General features: G+C 70.0%; 21 protein-coding genes. 13 read left to right on the top strand and 8 right to left on the bottom strand.

Annotated features, from left to right (window positions below; genetic code table 11):
* Window positions 1-4: 4 nt before the first annotated feature.
* Window positions 5-1,963: a M3 family metallopeptidase gene (locus ISU10_RS04390; RefSeq protein WP_228499569.1), complete on the bottom strand. Its 1,959-nt coding sequence runs from the start codon at window positions 1,961-1,963 to the stop codon at window positions 5-7.
* 96 nt (window positions 1,964-2,059) lie between these two features.
* On the opposite strand from ISU10_RS04390, the gene ISU10_RS04385 reads away from it, so the two are divergent.
* From ISU10_RS04385 to ISU10_RS04375, 3 genes are read left to right on the top strand one after another with little or no spacing between them, the layout of a single operon-like run.
* On the top strand, window positions 2,060-3,016 hold the full coding sequence (locus ISU10_RS04385) for an ABC transporter ATP-binding protein (protein WP_442417786.1): 957 nt from the start codon (window positions 2,060-2,062) through the stop codon (window positions 3,014-3,016).
* Window positions 3,016-3,822 (top strand): ABC transporter permease, encoded by an 807-nt coding sequence (locus tag ISU10_RS04380; RefSeq protein ID WP_194695154.1) that lies wholly within the window; start codon window positions 3,016-3,018, stop codon window positions 3,820-3,822. The genes ISU10_RS04385 and ISU10_RS04380 overlap by 1 nt, the downstream gene beginning before the upstream one ends.
* Window positions 3,822-4,646: an ABC transporter permease gene (locus tag ISU10_RS04375; protein ID WP_194695153.1), complete on the top strand. Its 825-nt coding sequence runs from the start codon at window positions 3,822-3,824 to the stop codon at window positions 4,644-4,646. The genes ISU10_RS04380 and ISU10_RS04375 overlap by 1 nt, the downstream gene beginning before the upstream one ends.
* On the opposite strand, the gene ISU10_RS04370 is transcribed toward ISU10_RS04375, so the two are convergent.
* Window positions 4,639-5,433, bottom strand: coding sequence for a hypothetical protein (locus tag ISU10_RS04370; protein WP_194695152.1), 795 nt, complete (start codon window positions 5,431-5,433; stop codon window positions 4,639-4,641). The two genes, ISU10_RS04375 and ISU10_RS04370, sit on opposite strands and share 8 nt — an antisense overlap.
* 29 nt (window positions 5,434-5,462) lie before the next feature.
* Window positions 5,463-5,975, bottom strand: coding sequence for a GNAT family N-acetyltransferase (locus tag ISU10_RS04365; RefSeq protein WP_194695151.1), 513 nt, complete (start codon window positions 5,973-5,975; stop codon window positions 5,463-5,465).
* A 94-nt stretch (window positions 5,976-6,069) separates the two neighbouring features.
* On the opposite strand from ISU10_RS04365, the gene ISU10_RS04360 reads away from it, so the two are divergent.
* The 4 genes from ISU10_RS04360 to ISU10_RS04345 are packed head-to-tail and all read left to right on the top strand — an operon-like array spanning window position 6,070 to window position 9,498.
* Window positions 6,070-7,227 (top strand): methyltransferase domain-containing protein, encoded by a 1,158-nt coding sequence (locus ISU10_RS04360; RefSeq protein WP_194695150.1) that lies wholly within the window; start codon window positions 6,070-6,072, stop codon window positions 7,225-7,227.
* Window positions 7,228-7,232: 5 nt separating this feature from the next.
* Window positions 7,233-7,427: a DUF3046 domain-containing protein gene (locus tag ISU10_RS04355; protein ID WP_194695149.1), complete on the top strand. Its 195-nt coding sequence runs from the start codon at window positions 7,233-7,235 to the stop codon at window positions 7,425-7,427.
* On the top strand, window positions 7,424-8,674 hold the full coding sequence (locus ISU10_RS04350; RefSeq protein WP_370864730.1) for an MFS transporter: 1,251 nt from the start codon (window positions 7,424-7,426) through the stop codon (window positions 8,672-8,674). The genes ISU10_RS04355 and ISU10_RS04350 overlap by 4 nt, the downstream gene beginning before the upstream one ends.
* A complete protein-coding gene (locus ISU10_RS04345; protein WP_194695148.1) occupies window positions 8,674-9,498 on the top strand; it encodes a nucleotidyltransferase domain-containing protein in 825 nt (274 codons plus the stop codon). Before ISU10_RS04350 ends, ISU10_RS04345 begins: the two co-directional genes overlap by 1 nt.
* Here the strand turns inward: ISU10_RS04345 and ISU10_RS04340 are convergent.
* Complete coding sequence (locus ISU10_RS04340; RefSeq protein ID WP_194695147.1) at window positions 9,491-10,525, bottom strand: GNAT family N-acetyltransferase; 1,035 nt, start codon at window positions 10,523-10,525, stop codon at window positions 9,491-9,493. The two genes, ISU10_RS04345 and ISU10_RS04340, sit on opposite strands and share 8 nt — an antisense overlap.
* 180 nt (window positions 10,526-10,705) lie before the next feature.
* Between ISU10_RS04340 and recA the strand changes: the two genes are divergently transcribed.
* From recA to ISU10_RS04310, 6 genes are all read left to right on the top strand, one after another.
* A complete protein-coding gene (gene recA / locus ISU10_RS04335; RefSeq protein WP_194695146.1) occupies window positions 10,706-11,749 on the top strand; it encodes a recombinase RecA in 1,044 nt (347 codons plus the stop codon).
* Between the two features lie 71 nt (window positions 11,750-11,820).
* Entirely contained in the window at window positions 11,821-12,480 is a 660-nt protein-coding gene (locus ISU10_RS04330; RefSeq protein ID WP_194695145.1) for a regulatory protein RecX, read from the top strand.
* A gap of 7 nt (window positions 12,481-12,487) precedes the next feature.
* Window positions 12,488-13,342, top strand: a complete 855-nt coding sequence (locus ISU10_RS04325) for a PPK2 family polyphosphate kinase (RefSeq protein ID WP_194695144.1) — start codon at window positions 12,488-12,490, stop codon at window positions 13,340-13,342.
* Window positions 13,339-14,109 carry a HipA family kinase gene (locus tag ISU10_RS04320; RefSeq protein ID WP_194695143.1) on the top strand — a complete coding sequence of 257 codons (771 nt, stop codon included), beginning with the start codon at window positions 13,339-13,341 and terminating at the stop codon, window positions 14,107-14,109. The genes ISU10_RS04325 and ISU10_RS04320 overlap by 4 nt, the downstream gene beginning before the upstream one ends.
* Window positions 14,106-14,492, top strand: coding sequence for a DUF3037 domain-containing protein (locus ISU10_RS04315; protein ID WP_194695142.1), 387 nt, complete (start codon window positions 14,106-14,108; stop codon window positions 14,490-14,492). Before ISU10_RS04320 ends, ISU10_RS04315 begins: the two co-directional genes overlap by 4 nt.
* Window positions 14,489-15,310 carry an alpha/beta fold hydrolase gene (locus tag ISU10_RS04310; protein WP_194695141.1) on the top strand — a complete coding sequence of 274 codons (822 nt, stop codon included), beginning with the start codon at window positions 14,489-14,491 and terminating at the stop codon, window positions 15,308-15,310. The genes ISU10_RS04315 and ISU10_RS04310 overlap by 4 nt, the downstream gene beginning before the upstream one ends.
* Before the next feature lie 157 nt (window positions 15,311-15,467).
* On the opposite strand, the gene ISU10_RS04305 is transcribed toward ISU10_RS04310, so the two are convergent.
* The 4 genes from ISU10_RS04305 to ISU10_RS04290 form a co-directional block, all read right to left on the bottom strand.
* The gene (locus ISU10_RS04305; RefSeq protein WP_194695140.1) at window positions 15,468-16,208 is read right to left on the bottom strand and encodes a sirohydrochlorin chelatase; all 741 of its coding nucleotides are present in this window, start codon (window positions 16,206-16,208) and stop codon (window positions 15,468-15,470) included.
* A 78-nt stretch (window positions 16,209-16,286) separates the two neighbouring features.
* Window positions 16,287-17,033, bottom strand: a complete 747-nt coding sequence (locus tag ISU10_RS04300) for a phosphoadenylyl-sulfate reductase (RefSeq protein WP_194695139.1) — start codon at window positions 17,031-17,033, stop codon at window positions 16,287-16,289.
* Window positions 17,030-17,218: an Insertion element protein gene (locus ISU10_RS04295; RefSeq protein WP_194695138.1), complete on the bottom strand. Its 189-nt coding sequence runs from the start codon at window positions 17,216-17,218 to the stop codon at window positions 17,030-17,032. Before ISU10_RS04295 ends, ISU10_RS04300 begins: the two co-directional genes overlap by 4 nt.
* Window positions 17,215-18,966 (bottom strand): nitrite/sulfite reductase, encoded by a 1,752-nt coding sequence (locus ISU10_RS04290; RefSeq protein ID WP_194695137.1) that lies wholly within the window; start codon window positions 18,964-18,966, stop codon window positions 17,215-17,217. Before ISU10_RS04290 ends, ISU10_RS04295 begins: the two co-directional genes overlap by 4 nt.
* Window positions 18,967-19,051: the final 85 nt, after the last annotated feature.

Genomic DNA, 19,051 nt, shown 5'->3' with positions numbered 1-19,051 from the left:
GCCACTACCTGGCCAGCCACTCACCGTAGGCGTCGAAGGTGTAGGGGCGGCCGAGGAAGTCTTGGACGAGGTCGGCGGCGTCGCGGGTGCCGCCGGGGGCCAGGATCAGGTCGCGGTAGCGGTGGGCGACCTCGGGGGCGAACAGGTCGTCGGGGTCGAAGGCGCTGAAGAGGTCCTTGGCGATCACCAGTGACCACATGTAGGTGTAGTAGCCCGAGGAGTAGCCGTCGAGGTGGCCGAAGCCGGAGAACATGTGGGTGTCCTCGACATAGCGGAACATCGAGTAGCGGTCCTGCAGCGAGACCGTCGCCTCGGTGAGGTCGTCGGGCAGGTCGGTGTGGAACCAGTAGGACATCGCGGCATAGAACATCTGGGTCCGGGCCATGTAGCCCTTGCCGAAGTCGTCGGCCCGCCGCATGGCGGCGACCAGGTCGGCCGGGATGGGCTCGCCCTCGGCGTTCTTGGCGAAGGTCTGCAGCACTCCCGCGTCCCACGCCCACTCCTCGAGCAGCTGGCTCGGAGCCTCGACGAAGTCCCACTCGGTCGCGACTCCGGCGAACCTGCTCCACGTCGCCCGGCCTGCCAGGATGTGGTGGACCAGGTGGCCGAACTCGTGGAACAGCGTGACCACGTCGTCGTGCTCCATCAGGCCCTTGGGGAAGTTGCAGACCAGCACGCCCTCGGGCTGCTGATGTCCGGCGACGCCGTCGGTGATCGTGAACTGGGCCGCGTGGTTGTACTTGTTCTCGCGGGGGTGCAGGTCGAGGTAGATGCGTCCCAGGGTCTCGCCACCGAGGGTGACGTCGTAGGCCGTGACGTCGGGGTGCCAGACCACGGCGTCGTCGACGGGGGTGTAGGTGAGGTCGAACAGCCGGCTGGTCACCTCGAGCAGACCGGCGCGCACCCGGGAGAAGTCGAAGTAGGTGCGCACGACCTGGGCGTCGACGTCGTACTGCTCCTTGCGGACCAGCTCCTCGTAGTAGACGACGTCGACCCCGTCGATGGCCTCGGCCCCGGGGTGGTCGAGTCGCAGCCGGGCGAGAAGGATGTCGCGGTCGCGCTCGGCGGGCTCGGTGGCGGCCTCGGTGATGCGGTCGATGAACTCGGGGATCGCGACGCCCTTGCCGATCATCTTCACACCGGCGTCGTAGTCGGCCCACGTGTCGTAGCCGACCAGGCGGGCCAGCTCCTCGCGCAGCTCGAACAGCTCGCGGAGCAGAGGCTCGTTGGCCGGCCAACCGACGTTGAGGAACGCGTTGACCATCTCGCGCCGCACGTCGCGGTCGTGGCAGAAGGTGCGCACCGGGATCGCGTCCGGGTAGTCGGTGGTCAGCGTGACCAGCCCGTCGTCGCCCACCGGGTGGGCGTCGAGCCAGTCCTGGGGCAGGCCGGCGAGCCGTGCGGGAGCGACGCTGATCGTGCGCTTGCCGTCACGGATGTTCTTGCCGAACTCCTGGCCCACGAGCGTGAGCTGCTCGTTGATCTCCTTGATGCGGGCACGGGTCGCGTCGTCGCGGTCGACGCCGGACCGCCGGAAGTCGAGGAGGGTCTTGTCGAGCAGCCGCGCGGCCTCGGGGTCCAGCTCGGCCGCATCGAGGGCGGCGAAGACGTCGTAGAGCTCGCGGTCGAGCTGGAGCTCGGTGCCGAGCTTCTGCACCTCCTGCACCGCTGCGTCGCCGCGGTCGCGCACGGCCTCGTCAGGGTGGACCTCGCTGAACAGCGAGCCCACGGCCGCAGCGTTGGCCATGCCGATCATGCCGGTGTCCCAGATGCGAAGAGCCTGCTCGGCCGTGCTCGCCTCGCCTGCCTTGAGACGGCGTACGGCGTCACGGGTGGACGCGAGCCCGTCGGCGCAGCGCCGGTCGAGCCACGCCGCGAAGTCGTCGGCCGCAGGCAGCGTCAGGGGAGTGGGGGACTGGGCATGCAACTGGTCACTCATCTGGTCACTCATCTGGTCACTCATCTGGGTCACGCCGCGATCCTCGCCGATGGCACCGACAGAACCCAATCTCTTATCGTCGTGCCATCACTGCCGGGCTATTCCCCTAGGGTCGCCGTCGTGCCTGACACAGACCTGACCGGGGACCTGATGATCGAGGCGCGGGGACTGCGCAAGCGGTTCGGCGACTTCGAGGCCGTGCGCGGCATCGACGTCGCCGTGCGCCGGGGCGAAGCCTTCGGCTTCCTCGGCCCCAACGGCGCCGGCAAGTCCTCCACGATGCGGATGATCGCGGCCGTCTCGCCCGTCAGCGGCGGCGAGCTGCGCATCTTGGGCCGCGACCCCGCGACCGAAGGCCCGGCGATTCGTGGCCGGCTGGGTGTCTGCCCCCAGGAGGACACACTCGACATCGAGCTCAACGTCTTCGACAACCTGTTCATCTACGGTCGCTACTTCGGGATCCCGGCGGCCGACGTGCGCGAGCGAGCGGCCGAGCTACTGGAGTTCGTGCAGCTGACCGAGAAGGCCAAGGTCAAGGTCGAGGAGCTCTCGGGTGGCATGAAGCGCAGGCTGACGATCGCGCGCTCGTTGATCAACCGGCCCGACCTCCTGCTGCTCGACGAGCCGACCACCGGGCTCGACCCGCAGGCACGGCACCTCCTGTGGGACAAGCTCTTCCGCCTCAAGCAGACCGGCGTCACGCTGGTGATCACCACCCACTACATGGACGAGGCCGAGCAGCTGTGCGACCGGCTCGTGGTGATGGACAAGGGCGTGATCGTCGCCGAGGGCTCGCCCCTCGGCTTGATCCAGCAGCACTCCACCCGGGAGGTCACCGAACTGCGGTTCGGCGTGGCCGATGAGGGTGAGTCCCACGAGGGGCATGCCGAGAAGGTGGCTGACCTGGGGGAGCGGGTCGAGGTGCTCCCCGACCGTCTGCTCGTGTACAGCGAGGACGGCGACGAGGTCGTGGCCAAGGTGCACGAGCGGGGACTCGAGCCTGTCGCCGTGCTGGTTCGCCGCTCGACGCTCGAGGACGTCTTCCTCCACCTCACCGGCCGGACGCTGGTCGACTGATGCTGGTCTCGACGAGCTCGACCAGCGGGATCGCGGAGGGCGTCGGTCGGCAGCGCGACTACTGGGTCACCGTCTACAAGCGGACCTGGAAGGGCACTGCCATCTCCTCGTTCGTGGCCCCGCTCTTCTACGTCGTGGCGATGGGCGTCCTGCTGGGTGGCTTCATCGAGGGTGACCCGGACAAGCTCGAGGGCGCGACGTCCTACCTCGCGTTCCTCGTCCCAGGGCTCATCGCGGCACACGCCATGCAGACCGCCGTGGGCGAGACGACCTACCCCGTCATGTCGCTGATCAAGTGGGACCGGGTCTACGACTCGATGCTGGCCACGCCGCTGTGCACCCGGGACCTGGTGCTCGGCACCCTGGGGTTCGTGACGTTCCGGGTGGCCTCGACGTGCGCGGTCTTCATGCTGGTGGTGGCGCCGTTCGGGATCTACCAGACCTGGTGGGGAGCACTGCTGGCCTACGCCGCGCAGGTGCTGGTCGGCACGGCGTTCGGCTCGTTGGTCTACGCACTCACATCCCGACTGGAGAGCCCCGAGGGCTTCGGCCTGCTGTTCCGTCTCGGGGTGTTCCCGCTGTTCTTGTTCTCGGGCGCCTTCTTCCCGATCGACAACCTCGGCGAAGTCGGCGCCTGGGTGGCGCGGCTGACGCCCCTGTGGCACGGCGTGAACCTCTCGCGGATGCTCATCCTCGACCAGGTCGACTGGAGCTGGGCCGCCGTCAACGCCGCGGTCCTGCTCGGGCTGACGGCTCTGGGGCTGCGCTGGTCACTGACCGGCCTGGAGAGGCGGATGGTGCGGTGATGGCCACGCTCGACTCGTCCCGAGCCACGTCTCGCAGCCTCGACCTGGTGCCGCCGCTGACCTCGGTCGCCGCCGTACGCCTGCTCGTGCTGCGCAACTTCACGGTCTACCGCCGGCAGTGGAAGCTGTTCGTCACCGGGTTCTTCGAGCCGTTCTTCTACCTGTTGTCGATCGGCATCGGCGTGGGGTCGTTGATCGACGGCTTCACGTTCAACGGGCGCGTGATCGACTACGCGTCCTTCGTGGCACCGGGCATGCTGGCGGCGTCTGCGTTCAACGGCGCGCTGATCGACATGACCTTCAACGTGTTCTTCAAGCTCAGGTTCACCAAGCTCTACGACCAGATCCTGGCCACGCCGATGTCGACGACCGACATCGCGCGCGGTGAGATCGCCTGGGGCCAGCTGCGCGCCGGCGTGTACGCCGCGGTGTTCGTCGTCGTGATGGGCGCGATGGGGATGCTGCACTCCTGGTGGGCGGTGCTGGCGCTACCGGCATCGTTGCTGATCGGGTTCGCGTTCGCGGCGGTGTGCATGGGCCTGACGACCTACATGAAGTCCTGGCAGGACTTCGACAAGATCACCCTCGCGCAGCTGCCGCTCTCCTTGTTCTCGGCGACGTTCTTCCCCGTCACCGCCTACCCCGACGCGATCAGGTGGGTCGTCGAGGTGACCCCGCTCTACCGCGGCGTCGTGCTCTGCCGCGAGCTCACCACCGGTGCCGTCTCGATGGCGTCGGTCTGGTCGGTCGGCTACCTCGTGCTGATGGGCATCGCCGGTCTGCTTCTGGTGCGCAAGCGCCTCGACCTGCTGCTGCTCAAGTAGCCAACGCCAGCCCGGCGTCGTCCATGGCCTCGCGCAGCCGGGCGATGGCGACGGGACCCACGCCGTGCATGGCTGCGAGCTGCCCTGCGGTGAGCATCGCGAGCGACTCGAGCGAGGTCAGCCCGGCTGCTCGCAGGGCTCGTGTCGCCGGCGCGCCGATCGACCGGGGGAGCGGGGTGCCTTCGGGACGCGGCGGGCGCTTGCGCTTGCGTCCGCGCAGCCGGTCGACGATCACCTCCCCGCGGGGCGACAGCCGGTAGCCGATCGCCAGCGACTCGGTCAGGCCGAGCTCTTTGAGCTTGCGGACGTCCTTCTTGAAGTCGGCGGTCTCGCGGCCGACCTTCGCCGCCAGGTCGGGTGCTCGGAGCTCGGGGTTGCGGTCGATGAGGTCGAGGGTCTCGCGGGTCCACGCGCCGTAGGACGAGGCGCGGTCGAGACGTTCGAGCCGGGCGAGCACCGCACCCACCTCGGCCCGGTCCGGTACGGCGTCGCGAAGCAGCGCTCGAGGATCCTCGCCGGCGTGCCTGAGCCCGACCCTCCACGCCGGCCGGTCGGCCTTCTGGTCGAGCGCCCTGACCAGTGCGGTCAGCGATGGCGAGCCCGCGCGGCGGGCGTCCTCCTCGGTGAGGTCGTCGACCTCGACCTGCTCGACGGAGGTCACCTCGACCAGCCCGACCATCGTCCGCATCTGCGTGCCGACGACCACCCGGGGTCGCTCCCAGCGGCGGAAGGCGAGATCGATGACGCCCTCCTTGACGGACCTGAGCTCAGCGGGCCGGATCATCACGGGTGACATCCTCGCCCAACGCGTCAGGCTCAGCCCTCCGGCGTCTCCTCGCCGAGCTTGAGCTGCCACCAGCCGGTGTCGACCCAGGCGCCGAACTTCCAACCGACCTCCTCGACGACGCCGACCAGCGTGAAGCCGCAGGCGCGGTGCAGGGCCTCGCTCGCCGGGTTCGGCTTCGCGATCACCGCCAGGGCCACATGGATGCCGTCGGCGCGCAGCAGGCCGAGCAGCTCGTCGTACAGCTTGCGGCCGTAGCCATGCTGACGGGCATCGAGGCCGAGGTACACCGAGACCTCGCGGGTGTGGTCGTAGGCGGGCCGGGGCCGGAAGACCGACGACTCGGCATAACCGCGTACCTCGCCGTCGTCGGCGACCACCACCAGCAGGTGCTCGCCGTGGAGGCGGTCGGGTCCGACCTTGGGCAGCCAGCGCTCGGGCCCGGGCGTCTGGTCGTCGAAGGTCGAGACCGACGTGATCGCGTGGTGGTCGTAGATGGCGGACACCTCGGGCAGGTCGTCCTCGGTCGCGGGGCGGATCTGCATGGTGTCGACTCTGCATCACTCGGGCAACCTCGGGGAACAGAACTGCCGGACGCCACGGCTCGCCCTCGAGAGAGGCTGCTGAGAGGATGCGCGCATGACGACCGCCGGGCAGGTCCCGCCCGACACCAAGGACTGGACCTGGGTGCTCGAGCGGCCGTGTGAGGAGTGTGGTCTCGAGGCGGGTTCGATCTATCCGGGAGACCTTCCCCACCTGCTGCGCGCCAACGCCCAGGTGTGGCTGGCGCTGATGGGCGACCCCGAGGTCGCCGTCCGCCCCGAGCCGCACGTCTGGTCGCCCCTCGAGTACGCCTGCCACGTCCACGACGTCCACCAGCTCTTCCACGAGCGGGTGACGGCGATGCTCACCGAGCAGCGGCCCCACTTCGCCAACTGGGACCAGGACGTCACGGCAGTCCAGAAGCGGTACGCCGACCAGGTGCCGGCGATCGTCGGCCCGACGCTCGTGGCGTCCGCGTACGCCGTCGGAGACGTCTACGCGGCGGTCTCCGGGGACACCTGGGACCGGCCCGGTGTGCGCAGCGACGGGGCTGTCTTCACCGTCGCGACGATCGGCCGCTACCACTACCACGACGTCTACCACCACCTCCACGACGTCGCCGCCCTCGCCGAGCGGGTCACCGTGGGTGCCTACGACAGCTACGCCGAGGACTACGCCGAGGGCACCTCACAGATGCCTGAGGTGGTGGCCGGCAACATCGCCCGGTTCGTGGCTTCCGTGGCACCGGGCGGACGCGTGCTCGAGATCGGCAGTGGCCCAGGTCGCGACGCCCTGGCGCTGGAGCAGATCGGGCTCAGCGTCCGCCGCACCGATGTCAGCCCCGGCTTCGTGCGCCAGCTGCGCTCGGCCGGCTACGTCGCCGAGGAGCTCGACCCGCTGCGCGACGAGCTGACCGACCCGCTTCGTGACGGTGCGCCGTACGACGGGGTATGGGCCAACGCGTCGCTCCTGCACGTGCGCCGCGAGAGTCTGCCCATCGTGCTGCGCAGGCTCGCCGCCGCCACACGTACCGGCGGCACCCTGCACATGACCCTCAAGGAGGGTGACGGCGAGCAGTGGTCGGTGCACGGGCACGTGGGAGCCCCGCGGTTCTTCACCTACTGGCGGGAGTCCCCTCTGCGCGAGGTGCTGCGCGACGCGGGCTGGGACGTCAACGAGGTGCGGCACGGCGAGAGCCAACCGATCGACCGTCCCAGCCAGTCGTGGCTGGCCGTCTTCGCGACCAAGAGGTAGCACGAGTGCGGCACACGGAGTTCTGGAGTCGGATGGAGTCGGCGCTCGGCGCGGGCTACGCGCGCCACTGGGCCGCGCAGACGGTGCTGGGTGAGCTGGGTGGACGCACCCCGGACGAGGCACTGGGAGCAGGGATGACGCCCAAGGAGGTGTGGGCCGCCGTGTGGCGGGCCCTCGAGCTGCCGCCGGTCGACCGGTGAGCGCGCTCTCGCACGACCTGGTCGCGGTGCAACGCCACACCGTCCGGGTGCTGGTGGTGAGCCAGGCCTTCGGCGCACTCGGCATGACGATCGGCTTCGCCACGGCGGCACTGCTGGCCCGTGACATCTCGGGGTCGGACACCCAGTCCGGTTTCGTGCAGACCAGCCAGGTGCTCGGGGCCGCGGTGGCGTCCTACCTCCTGGCTCGGCTGATGTCGCGCCGGGGCCGCCGTGCGGGTCTGGTCACCGGCTACGTGATCGGCGGATGCGGAAGCCTGCTCGCCGTCGCAGGCGGAGTGGCCGAGTCGATGCCGCTGCTGCTCGTCGGCGCGGCCATGCTCGGTGCGACGTCTGCTGCCAACAACAGCAGCCGCTACGCCGCCACCGACCTCGCCGCCGACGGCTCCCGAGCCCGCGCCCTGTCGATCGTCGTCTGGGCCTCCACCATCGGAGCGGTCGCCGGTCCGAACCTGACGGGCTTCGCCGCGTGGGTCGCTCGGCACCTGTCGCTGCCGGAGCTCACCGGCCCGTTCGCCGTCGGCACCGTGGGCATCTTGGTGGCGGGCCTCGTCCTGTTCGTCGCGCTGCGGCCCGACCCGTTGCAGCTGGCCCGCCAGGCGGCCGAGGTCCCCGTGGTGACGCACACGTCGTGGCGCAACGCCTTCGCAGTGGTGGGGGAGCGACCGCTGCTCGTGGCCGCGATGGTGATCATGGCGGGCGCGCACGCGGCGATGATCATGGTGATGGTGATGACTCCGCTGCACATGGCTCACGGCGGAGCGGATATCGAGATCATCGGCATGGTCATCAGCGTCCACGTGCTCGGCATGTTCGCCTTCGCGCCACTGGCGGGGTTCCTCACCGACAGGGTCGGCCGGGCTCCTGCGGCCATGGCCGGGGCCACCTTGCTGCTCGTCGCGCTGACCGTGGCCGCGGCCTCCCCTGAGGGCGCGTCGTGGCAGGTGTTCGTGGGGTTGTTCCTGCTGGGACTGGGCTGGTCGTTCTCGACGGTCGCGGGCTCGACGCTGATCACCGACAACGCACCCCTGGAGTCGCGAGCCGACATCCAGGGTCTCGCCGACCTGGTGATGGGCCTTTCGGCGGCCGGGGCGAGTGCCCTGTCCGGGGTCATCGTCGACACTTGGGGGTTCCCGGCCCTGTCGCTGATCGCCTGCCTGCTGCCGACCGCGGTCGGGGTGGCGGCCTATGCCGCGGCCCGCCGCGCGCCGGTCGTGGTGGAGGCGTGATGGGCGAGCTGTCCCGCAGGGTCGCGGTGGCGGAGTCGATGGCGCCGCACTACGCCGCCCACGACGGCGTCGCGGCCGTGCTGCTCGCCGGCTCGGTCGCTCGCGGCCTCGCCGATGCCCGCTCCGACGTCGAGGTCGACGTCTACTGGCACCGCCCGCCCGGGGAGGCCGAACGCCGGGCCGTGGTCGACGACGCCGGTTGGGAGTGGGTCTATGCCGAGGTCGACGACAACGAGTGGGCCGATGGGGTGCGGATCGACGGCGTGAAGGTCGACGTCAGCCAGTTCACGGCCGCGACGATCGATGCGTACGTCGAGGCGTTGCGATCCGGAGACACCGAGCCGGAGCTGCAGGTGCGGGCCACCGCGCTCCTCGACGGCCGGGCCCTGGCCGGCGCCGACGTGGTCGATGCGTGGCGGGGCCGGCTGGCGCCGTACCCGGAGGCGCTCGCGCTGGCGATGGTCGACGGTGGGCTGCCGCCGAGGCCCGTCGAGCGCCTGGAGATGCTGCGCGATCGAGACGACCCCGTGCTGCTGACCCGCGATCTCGTGGAGGGGGTCCACGGCCTGCTCGATGCGCTCTTCGCGGTCAACCGCAGGTACGTGCCGCACCCGTTCCACAAGTGGTTGACCTTCGAGTGCTCGCAGCTGACGCTGGCTCCGGTCGACCTCGAGTCGAGGATCCGCGCGGTGCTTGCCGTCCCCCGAGACGGCGTAGCCGAGCTCGTCCGCCTGACCCAGGAGACCTTCGACCTGGTCGAGGCGCACGTGCCGGCGTACGACGTCGCAGCCGCGCGGGAGGCGTTCGGCGCCTCCGTCAGGTGAGGGTCTTCTGGTACTCGCCCTCGACGAGGTGCACCTCGAACCCCAACAGCTCGTTGACGCGAACCATCGGGGCGTTCACCTCAGCGTTCTGGGTGCGCACGAAGGTCCGATCGGGGAACCGCTCTCCCAGCACCCGGGTCAGCGCGCACTTCACGGCCAGGCCGAGCCGGTGTCCTCGGTGGTCGGGGTGGACCAGGGTCGACCACTGGTCGACGCCCGTCTCCTCACTGTCGGCCGGGCCGGTCGCGGCCACCGTGTAGGCCACCACCGAGCCCGCGGCGTCGAAGGCGTAGACGCTGACACGCTCGCGTCCCGCCACTCGCAGCTCCTCGTCTTGGATCGCGAGCTCGACCGGGGTGCGGCGGCCGACCTCGACCTCGAGCTCGCCTTGCGGCATCTCCACGTGCAGCAGGTTGTAGATGTCGCAGAACGGCTGGGCCAGCTCGGCGGAGACGGGGCCGACCACGGTGCGGAGGGTGTACGCCGACGCATGCGCCGCGGCCTCTGCCTCCAGGCGCGCCAGGATCGCCTCGTCGACCGGCAGGCGCTGCCGGCGCTCGACCTCCACGTTGTTGAGGGTGTAGCCGAGCCGTTCGGGGAAGCGCCGGTAGCCCGACCGGCCGTCGGCGCCGAGCCAGGTCTGGGCGACCACCGTGCGCCGTCCACGGGCACGCCGGAGGTGCTCCTCGCCGTGGCGGACCAGAGCAGCGCCGATCCCTCGCCGCCCGAAGCGGGGCGGCACCCAGGCGAAGAGCTGGGCGCGGTTCAGGTTGTCGGTGGTGCTCCCCATCGTCCAGACCTGGCCGACCATGTGGTCGGGCGTCGGCTCGCCGAGGGAGGCGTCGAAGGCCGCGAACGCGTCGTAGAAGTAGCCGCCCTCCGGAGGTCGCAGCGCCACGACGCTCTCGGCGCGGGAGAAGATCCGGGAGTCGGGCACCTCCGCACGCTGGGCCTCGACGTAGAGGTCCTGGAGGACGTCCATCTCGTGCTCGTCCCAGGGGTCGACGGGACGGATCGTGAGGTCCATGCGCCAACCCTCTCAAGGTCGGCGTGTCGGCGCGCGCTCGAATATCTGTTCGACTAGGTTCGTTCGCGCAGGGCTCCCCAGGCGGCCATCCACAGGTGGTGCGTGAGGCTCAGCACGGTGTCGGCGGTTGTGTCTAGCCTCTCGACCCGACATCACAATCGGACTTGGAGGACGGATCACATGGCTGGTGGAGACCGCGAGAAGGCCCTCGACGCCGCGCTCGCCAACATCGAGAAGCAGTTCGGCAAGGGCTCGGTCATGCGACTGGGTGACGACACCCGGGCGCCCCTGGAGATCATCCCGACGGGTTCGATCGCCCTCGACATCGCTCTGGGCCTCGGCGGCCTGCCGCGCGGTCGGGTCGTCGAGATCTACGGTCCGGAGTCCTCCGGCAAGACGACGGTCGCCCTGCACGCGGTGGCCAACGCCCAGCGTGCGGGCGGCATCGTGGCGTTCATCGACGCCGAGCACGCACTCGATCCCGACTACGCCAAGGCGCTGGGCGTCGACACCGACGCGCTGCTGGTGTCCCAACCCGACTCCGGCGAGCAGGCGCTGGAGATCGCCGACATGCTGACCCGCTCCGGCGCGCTCGACCTGATCGTCATCGACTCCGTGGCCGCCTTGGTGCCCCGCGCCGAGATCGAGGGCGAGATGGGCGACAGCCACGTCGGCCTCCAGGCCCGGCTGATGTCCCAGGCACTGCGCAAGATGACCGGCGCGCTCAACAACGCCGGCACTACGGCGATCTTCATCAACCAGCTGCGCGAGAAGATCGGCGTCATGTTCGGCTCGCCCGAGACCACGACCGGTGGTCGCGCGCTGAAGTTCTACGCCTCGGTCCGTCTCGACGTCCGTCGTATCGAGACGCTCAAGGACGGCACCGACCCGGTCGGCAACCGCACCCGCGTCAAGGTCGTCAAGAACAAGGTGGCACCGCCCTTCAAGCAGGCCGAGTTCGACATCATGTACGGCAAGGGCATCAGCCGCGAGGGTGGCCTGATCGACGTGGGTGTCGAGGCCGGCATCATCCGCAAGGCCGGCGCCTGGTTCACCTATGACGGCGACCAGCTCGGCCAGGGCAAGGAGAACGCCCGCACGTTCTTGCGCGACAACCCCGACCTGGCCAACGAGCTGGAGAAGAAGATCCTCGAGAAGCTCGGCGTGGGCCCGCAGGTCGATGCGGAGGTCCCGGCCGAGCCGGTCGGGGTCGACGACTTCTGATCCCCATCGGTGGTGGAGGTGCGCGGCCGGCCACGGCCGAGCCTCGAGACCACCACCTGGAGGAGGTCGAGATGACTGATTGGCGTGGCAACGTCGAAACGGGGGTTTCGGCGTGGCTCGGTGGCGACGAGCGTCCGGCGTCGCACAATGGGGTGACTCGGGGGTCGGTCCGGGGGGATCCGGCCCCCGAGGATCTCCTCGTCGACGTCGAGACTGCCGGTCCCGATGCCGACCCCGAGTCGGTCGCCCGCAAGATCCTGCTCGACCAGCTCACCGGTCGAGCGCGCACGCGTAGCGAGCTGGCCGACAAGCTACGTCAGCGCCGGGTTCCCGAGGAGATCGCGATCCGGCTGCTCGACCGGTTCACCGAGGTCGGGCTGGTCGACGACGCGGCCTTCGCCCGTCAGTGGGTGGAGTCGCGGCAGTCCAGTCGAGGCCTGGCCAGGCGAGCGCTCGCCGACGAGCTGCGACGCAAGGGAGTCGATGCCGAGGTGGTTCGCGAGGCGGTCGACGAGGTCGATGCGGGGGCCGAAGAGGCCGCGGCCCGCACCCTGGTGCGCAAGAAGCTGCCCTCGCTACGGCGGGTCGACTCGGCCACCGCGACCCGGCGGCTCGTGGCCATGCTCGCCCGCAAGGGCTACCCGCCAGGGCTGGCGTTCGCCGTGGTGAGAGAGGAGCTCGGGGCCGTCCCCCACGATGACGCCCACGATGACCCCCACGACACGACATGATGGGCCCATGTCGAGCGCGAGCCCCTTCACCGACCTGCTGAGGCTGCCGTCCGGGCCGGTGGCCCTGACCGAGATCGAGACCGATGTGGCGCCCGGCTACGACGGGGACAAGAAGTCGGGGAAGGCCGACTTGTGGGCCATCGGCGAGGAGCTCTTCGACCTGCAGCAGCGACTGTTCGCCGGCAAGGACGATGGCCAGCGCTCGGTGCTGCTGGTGCTGCAGGGCATGGACACCTCCGGCAAGGGCGGGACCCTCAAGCACACCGTCGGACTGGTCGACCCGCAGGGGGTGAAGATCACCTCGTTCAAGGCGCCTACCAAGGAGGAGCTCGCCCACGACTTCTTGTGGCGGGTCCGCAAGGGCGTGCCGGGACCCGGAATCCTCGGCGTCTTCGACCGGTCCCACTACGAGGACGTGCTGATCGTGCGGGTGCGAGAGCTGGCCCCGGCCGACGAGGTCGAGCGCCGCTACGGCGCGATCAACGACTTCGAGAAGGAGCTGGTCGACAGCGGCGTCACCCTGGTCAAGTGCATGCTGCATATCTCCCCTGAGGAGCAGAAGGCGCGGCTGCTCGACCGACTCGCAGATCCGACCAAGCACTGGAAGTACAACCCCGGCGACGTCGACGAGCGAGCGCGATGGGGCCACTACCGCGAGGCCTACGAGATCGCCTTGGAGCGCACCAACACCGAGCACGCTCCCTGGCACGTGATCCCGGCCGACAAGAAGTGGTACCGCAACCTGGCGGTCGGCACCCTGCTGCTCGAGACGCTGCGGCGGTTGGACCCCCAGTGGCCGAAGGCCGACTTCGACGTGGCGGCCGAGCGCGAGCGTCTCATCGCCGAGGCACCGATCTCTTGACGCTCGAGACCGTGCGGGTGACGCGCTACGTCACACCGCTGCGCGAAGGGGGCAGCCTGCCCGGCATCGTCGAGGCCGATGACCTGGGCACCTATGTCTGCAAGTTCCGCGGCGCCGGCCAGGGCGCACGGGTGCTGGTGGCCGAGGTGATCGTCAGCGGACTCGCCGATCGCCTCGGACTCTCGACACCGCGGCTCGTCGTCCTCGAGCTCGACCCGGCCATCGCGCGCTACGAGGCTGACGAGGAGGTGCAAGACCTGCTCAACGCGAGTCCGGGGCCCAACCTCGGCGTCGACTTCCTGCCGGGCGCCTTCGGCTATGACGGTGAGCTGCCTCCATCCGCAGACGTCGCAGCGCGGATCCTGTGGCTCGATGCCTTCACCGCCAACGTCGACAGGTCGTGGCGCAACCCCAACCTGCTGCGCTGGCACGGTGAGCTCTGGGTGATCGACCACGGCGCTTCGCTCTACTTCCACCACGCCTGGGCAGGCGGGCTGACCTCGCCTGAGAAGTTCGCCGCACAACCCTGGGATGCCGCCGACCATGTCCTGCGCTCCCATGCCCGACAGCTCCCGGCTGTCGATGACGAGCTGGGACAACGCCTCGACCACGACGTGTTCGTCGAGGTGCTGGCCGCCGTCCCCGACGCCTGGCTCGATCCCGTGCCCGGCGCCGACACGGCCGAGCAGCTCCGGGCGGCCTATGTCGGCTTCCTCGACGCCAGGCTGGCGACGCGGCAATGGCTGCCGCTGGAGCGTGCGTCATGACGGTCGGTCCGCAGCCCTACCAGTACGTCGTGCTGCGCTGCGTCCCGCGCGTCGACCGCGAGGAGTTCCTCAACGTGGGGGTCGTCCTCTACTGCCAGGCCGCCGACTACCTCAACGCGGTGTGGAGCGTGGACCGGGACCGACTGGTGTCCCTCGACGCGCGCATCGACGTCGACCAGGTCTGCGAGGCCCTGGCCTTCGTGGACCGCGTCTGCGCCGGTGACGAGCGCGCGGGAGAAGCGGCCCGCCAGCCGATCGGCACCAGGTTCGGCTTCCTCAAGGCGCCACGCAGCACCGTCGTCCAGCCTGGGCCGGTGCACGGTGGTGTCACCGACGACCCGGCCCGCCAGCTCGAGCACCTGCTGGAGAGACTCGTCGGGTGAAGGTCTTTCTCTCCGACGGTCGTGCCCTGCGCTACTGGAACGGCGGCACTGCCGGTCCGGTGGTGCTGGTCTTCCACGGGTGTCCCGACACCAGACGCGTAGCGATGACCGGGGCCAAGGCCGCCTACGACGTCGGGGTTCGGCTGCTGGCCGTCAACCGGCCCGGCTACGGCTCGTCGACACCGTTCGCCTCGACGCATACCTCGGTCGCCCGCGACGTCGCCGAGCTGATGGACCTGTGGGGAATCGGGCAGGTCGCGGCGATCGGAATGTCGGTGGGCGGGTCCTACGCGGCCGGCTTCGCCGCTACCCACCCCGATCGGATCACCTCCCTGGCCCTGGTCTCCGCTGAGGCCAATGTCGTCACCGATACCGGAGGGACGGTCGATGACGCCGTCGAGCGGCTGCGTCCGGAGTTCCTGGCCTGGCGCGCCAAGGTCGGTCCCGACGACGAGGACGACTCGGCCCTGGCCGCTCGGTTCCTGGCCGAGCTGCCGGAGCCCGATGCCGCCGTGCTCCGCGAGTTCGACGATGAGTTCATCGCCTACCTGGCCTTCGAGGCGCTGGTGAAGCCTGAGGGCTACCTTCGCGACGCAGCGCTGCTGCATCGCGAGTGGGACTTCGACGTGCGGGCGATCCGCTGCCCGACCACCCTGTGGTGTGGCGAGCTCGACGACCAGGCGATGTCAGGGGCGAGCTGGTGGGCCGAGCGGGTGCCGCACGCGGACCTCGAGGTGCTCCCCGAGACCTCCCACCTGGCCGCGCTGCTCAGCCACTGGCCCACGATCCTCCGACGGCTCGAAACAGCGACGGGTTGACCGCCGAGGCAGGCCTCCGCACCGATGCCCGCGTAACCCACCGCGAGTCGGCGCAGTTGGCCCCCACCAAACCCCCGAGAAGGCGCAGATCGCCCGGTTCAGGGGGCGAACTGCGCCGACTCGGCGAGCTATGAGGGGCGAACTGCGCCGACTCGCGTTAGACGGGGACCAGCTCCACGGCGCCGACGGCGTAGCGCGCCAAGACGGTGCGGGCGATCTCGGGGTGGGCCCCGAGCGGCTCGGAGATGGCGACGGCGCCGGCCTCGAGGGCGAGCTCTGCGGCGCGGTCGGGCAGGAACCCGGGCGCCAAGAAGAGCGAGGCGACGGCGATGTGGCGACGACCCTCCTTGCGGAAGGCGCGTACGGCCTCACCCGTGGCGGGGGGAGCCGACGAGGCGAACGCCGCGGTGACAGGGAGCTTGTGGTGGCTGCCCCACAGGCGCGCGAGACGTGCGACCGACTGGTTGGCGAGCGGGTCGCTGGAGCCTGCGGCGGCGAGGACGAGTGCATCGAGCTCGCGTGCGCGCGCGGCCTTGAGCGCCTCGCGCATCCGCAGGTCGAGCACCTCGAGGAAGCGGGGCTCGAGCCCGAGGATCGGCGTCGCGCGGATCTGTACGCCGGGGTGGCGGGCCTGGGCGGCCGCCACGGCCGACGGGACGTCGACCTTGGCGTGGTAGGCCTCGGTCAGCAGGAGGGGGACGACCACGATCTCGTCGTGCTTGCGAGCCAGTCGCTCGATGGTCGTGTCGAGCGAGGGCTTGGCCAGGTCGAGGAACGCACGCTCGATCTTGAGGTCGGGGCGCAGAGTGCGGACCTCGGCGACGAGGGCGTTGATGGTGGCGGCAGAACGGGGATCGCGGCTGCCGTGAGCCAGGGCCACCAGTGCGGGAGCGGCCATCAGCGCGGCCTCCTCTCGTTGTTCGTCTTCGTGTTCATCGGACCTCGACGTCGGTGTCGAGAAACAGGTGCGGGCTGTTCATCGGTGGATGCCGCACTCGGTCTTGTTGGTGCCGGCCCACCGGCCGCTGCGCGGGTCGTCGCCCGGCGCGACGCGGCGGGTGCAGGGGGCGCAGCCGATCGAGGGGTAGCCGTCGTAGGCGAGCGGGTTGACCAGGACACCGTTGTCCTCGATGTAGCGCTGCACGTCGTCGTCGCTCCACCGGGCCAGGGGCGAGACCTTGACCTTGCCCTTGCGGGCATCCCAGCCCACGACCGGCGCGATGACCCGGTTGTGGGTCTCGGCACGTCGCAGGCCCGTGGCCCAGGCGTCGTACTGGCCGAGGGCGTCGGCCAGCGGCTGGACCTTGCGCAGCTGGCAGCACAGGTCCGGATCGGTCTTGTAGAGGTCCTTGCCGTAGGCGGCGTCCTGCTCGGCCACGGACTGCACCGGCGTGATCGTGAGCAGGTTGACCGGCATCGTGGCCTGGACCGCGTCGCGGGTGCCGATGGTCTCGATGAAGTGGTAGCCGGTGTCGAGGAACACCACGTCGACACCGGGGGTCACCTTGGCCGCGAGGTGAGCGAGCACTGCGTCGCCCATCGAGGAGGTGATGCAGAAGCGCTCGCCGAACGTGGCGACCGCCCACTCGATGATGTTCTCGGCAGGGGCCAGCTCGAGCTCGGCACCTACGTGGGAGACCAGCTCACGCAGCTCCTCGCTGGTGCGGCCCTCGGTGTGGGTGCCGCGGAACTCGCGGGCGCGGTTGGTGGTCGCGGTGCTCATGACTGTTGTCCCGAGACTGGCGAGGAGACTCCTGCGGGACGGTCGAGCTGCCCGAGGAAGGTGACGGAGAACGCCCGCAAGCAGGCGTGGCACTCCCAGCCCTGCTCCTCGCGCGGGAAGAGGTCCTGCTCCCCGCAGTAGGGGCAGTGGAACGGGCTCGCCCGGTGAGTCGTGGAGTGGCTCATCGGACCTCCACCAGTCGCTGACCGAGGTTGTCGAGACCCTCGCCGCGCAGCACGGACTCCTCGGCGCGCACGACCCAGTCGGCGAACCTCTCGCCCTCGGTGCGCTGGTCGAGGTAGGCGGTCACCACGGCTGTCACGTAGTCGTCGAGCTCGGCGCTGGTGACCTTGTGAGCCCGGAGCTTTCGGCCGAAGTTGGCACCCAGTCCGGTGGCTCCGCCGAGGTGGACCTGGAAGCCCTCGACCTGGTTGCCGTCGTCGTCGAGGACCAGCTGCCCCTTGAGGCCGATGTCGGCGACCTGGGTGCGGGCGCAGGCGTTGGGGCAGCCGTTGACGTTGACGGTGATGCCAGGACCTGTCTCTGTGTCGAGGTCTGGAAATCGGCGCTCCAGCTCGGCGACGAGGTCGCGCGCGCGGTTCTTGGTGTCGACGATGGCCAGCTTGCAGAACTCGATGCCGGTGCACGCCATGGTGTTGCGGCGCCACTGCGACGGACGAGCGGACAGCCCGATCTCGTCAAGGGTGCGCAGCAGGCCGTCGACTGCCTCCGGCTGGACGCCGATCAGCACGATCTTCTGGTACGGCGTGAGGCGCGCGCCGCGCACGGCGTACTGGTCCATGGCGTCGGCCAGCGCGACCAGCAGGCTGCCGGAGACGCGGCCGGCGATCGGCGCGACGCCGACGTAGAAGTCGCCGTCCTTCTGCTCGTGGACGCCGACGTGGTCGCGGTGTCCGGTGGGGGAGGCGGGCGACTGCGTGCGCACGAGCCGGTGGCCGAGGTACTCGTTCTCGAGGACCTCACGGAACTTGTCGATGCCCCAGTCGGCGACGAGGAACTTCAGGCGGGCGCGCGAGCGCAACCGCCGGTAGCCGTAGTCGCGGAACACCGACGCGACCGCCTCCCAGACATCGGGGACCTCGTCGAGCGGGATCCAGACGCCGGCCTTCTGGGCCAACATGGGGTTGGTGGACAGGCCACCGCCGACCCAGAGGTCGAACCCGGGGCCGTGCTCGGGGTGGACGGTGCCGACGAAGGCCACGTCGTTGGTCTCGGGGGCGACGTCGTGGCTGGGGTGACCGGTCAGGGCGGTCTTGAACTTGCGCGGCAGGTTGGAGAACCGCTTGTCGCCGATGTAGCGGCGGAAGATCTCCTCCAGCGCCCAGGTGCCGTCGATGATCTCGTCCTTGGCGACCCCCGCCACGGGCGAGCCGAGGAACGGTCGCGGCGAGTCGCCGCAGGCCTCGAGGCTGCTCAACCCGGCCTCGTCGAGCCGGTTCCAGATCTCGGGGACGTCCTCGATGCGGATCCAGTGGTACTGGATGTTCTCGCGGTCGGTGACGTCGGCGGTGTCCCGCGCGAAGTCGACGCCGATCGTGCCCAGCGCCCGCACCGCCTCGGAGGACAGCAGCCGGCCGTCGGAGCGGACCCGCAGCATGAAGTAGCGGTCGTCGAGCTCCTCCTCCTCGAGGATCGCCGTCTTGCCGCCGTCGATGCCCGGACGCCGCTGCGTGTAGAGGCCCATCCAGCGGAACCGCCCGCGCAGGTCGGCGGGGTCGATCGAGTCGAAGCCGCGCTTGGAGTAGATGTGGAGGATCCGGTCGCGGACGTTGAGCGGGTCGTCGTCCTTCTTGGACTGCTCGTTCTTGTTGAGCGGCTCGGTGTAGCCCAGCGACCACTGGCCCTCGGCGCGCTTGGCACGCGGGATCTCGGTGTGACGAGCCGGTTGCGACTGGAAGCGGAGGTCTGGCACGGGACGACGTCCCTTTCGCTGAGGGTGTTCGCTGACGGGCCGCGCGCTTCGTTGAGCGCGGAATGGCGGGTTGGGCGGCTTGGTT

Origin of the sequence: Nocardioides agariphilus, assembly GCF_015352445.1 — a bacterium.
Taxonomy (GTDB): Bacteria; Actinomycetota; Actinomycetes; order Propionibacteriales; family Nocardioidaceae; genus Nocardioides; species Nocardioides agariphilus.
The sequence above is the reverse complement of the archived record's forward strand: the minus strand, read 5'-3'. Positions and strand labels throughout refer to the sequence as shown.

Bases quoted from the DNA above. Each gene is read 5' to 3' on its own strand.
- ISU10_RS04390 (WP_228499569.1), bottom strand. From the start codon at position 1,963: ATGAGTGACCAGATGAGTGACCAGATGAGTGACCAGTTGCATGCCCAG.
- ISU10_RS04380 (WP_194695154.1), top strand. From the start codon at position 3,016: ATGCTGGTCTCGACGAGCTCGACCAGCGGGATCGCGGAGGGCGTCGGT.
- ISU10_RS04375 (WP_194695153.1), top strand. From the start codon at position 3,822: ATGGCCACGCTCGACTCGTCCCGAGCCACGTCTCGCAGCCTCGACCTG.
- ISU10_RS04365 (WP_194695151.1), bottom strand. From the start codon at position 5,975: ATGCAGATCCGCCCCGCGACCGAGGACGACCTGCCCGAGGTGTCCGCC.
- ISU10_RS04360 (WP_194695150.1), top strand. From the start codon at position 6,070: ATGACGACCGCCGGGCAGGTCCCGCCCGACACCAAGGACTGGACCTGG.
- ISU10_RS04345 (WP_194695148.1), top strand. From the start codon at position 8,674: ATGGGCGAGCTGTCCCGCAGGGTCGCGGTGGCGGAGTCGATGGCGCCG.
- ISU10_RS04340 (WP_194695147.1), bottom strand. From the start codon at position 10,525: ATGGACCTCACGATCCGTCCCGTCGACCCCTGGGACGAGCACGAGATG.
- recA (WP_194695146.1), top strand. From the start codon at position 10,706: ATGGCTGGTGGAGACCGCGAGAAGGCCCTCGACGCCGCGCTCGCCAAC.
- ISU10_RS04330 (WP_194695145.1), top strand. From the start codon at position 11,821: ATGACTGATTGGCGTGGCAACGTCGAAACGGGGGTTTCGGCGTGGCTC.
- ISU10_RS04325 (WP_194695144.1), top strand. From the start codon at position 12,488: ATGTCGAGCGCGAGCCCCTTCACCGACCTGCTGAGGCTGCCGTCCGGG.
- ISU10_RS04315 (WP_194695142.1), top strand. From the start codon at position 14,106: ATGACGGTCGGTCCGCAGCCCTACCAGTACGTCGTGCTGCGCTGCGTC.
- ISU10_RS04305 (WP_194695140.1), bottom strand. From the start codon at position 16,208: ATGGCCGCTCCCGCACTGGTGGCCCTGGCTCACGGCAGCCGCGATCCC.
- ISU10_RS04300 (WP_194695139.1), bottom strand. From the start codon at position 17,033: ATGAGCACCGCGACCACCAACCGCGCCCGCGAGTTCCGCGGCACCCAC.
- ISU10_RS04295 (WP_194695138.1), bottom strand. From the start codon at position 17,218: ATGAGCCACTCCACGACTCACCGGGCGAGCCCGTTCCACTGCCCCTAC.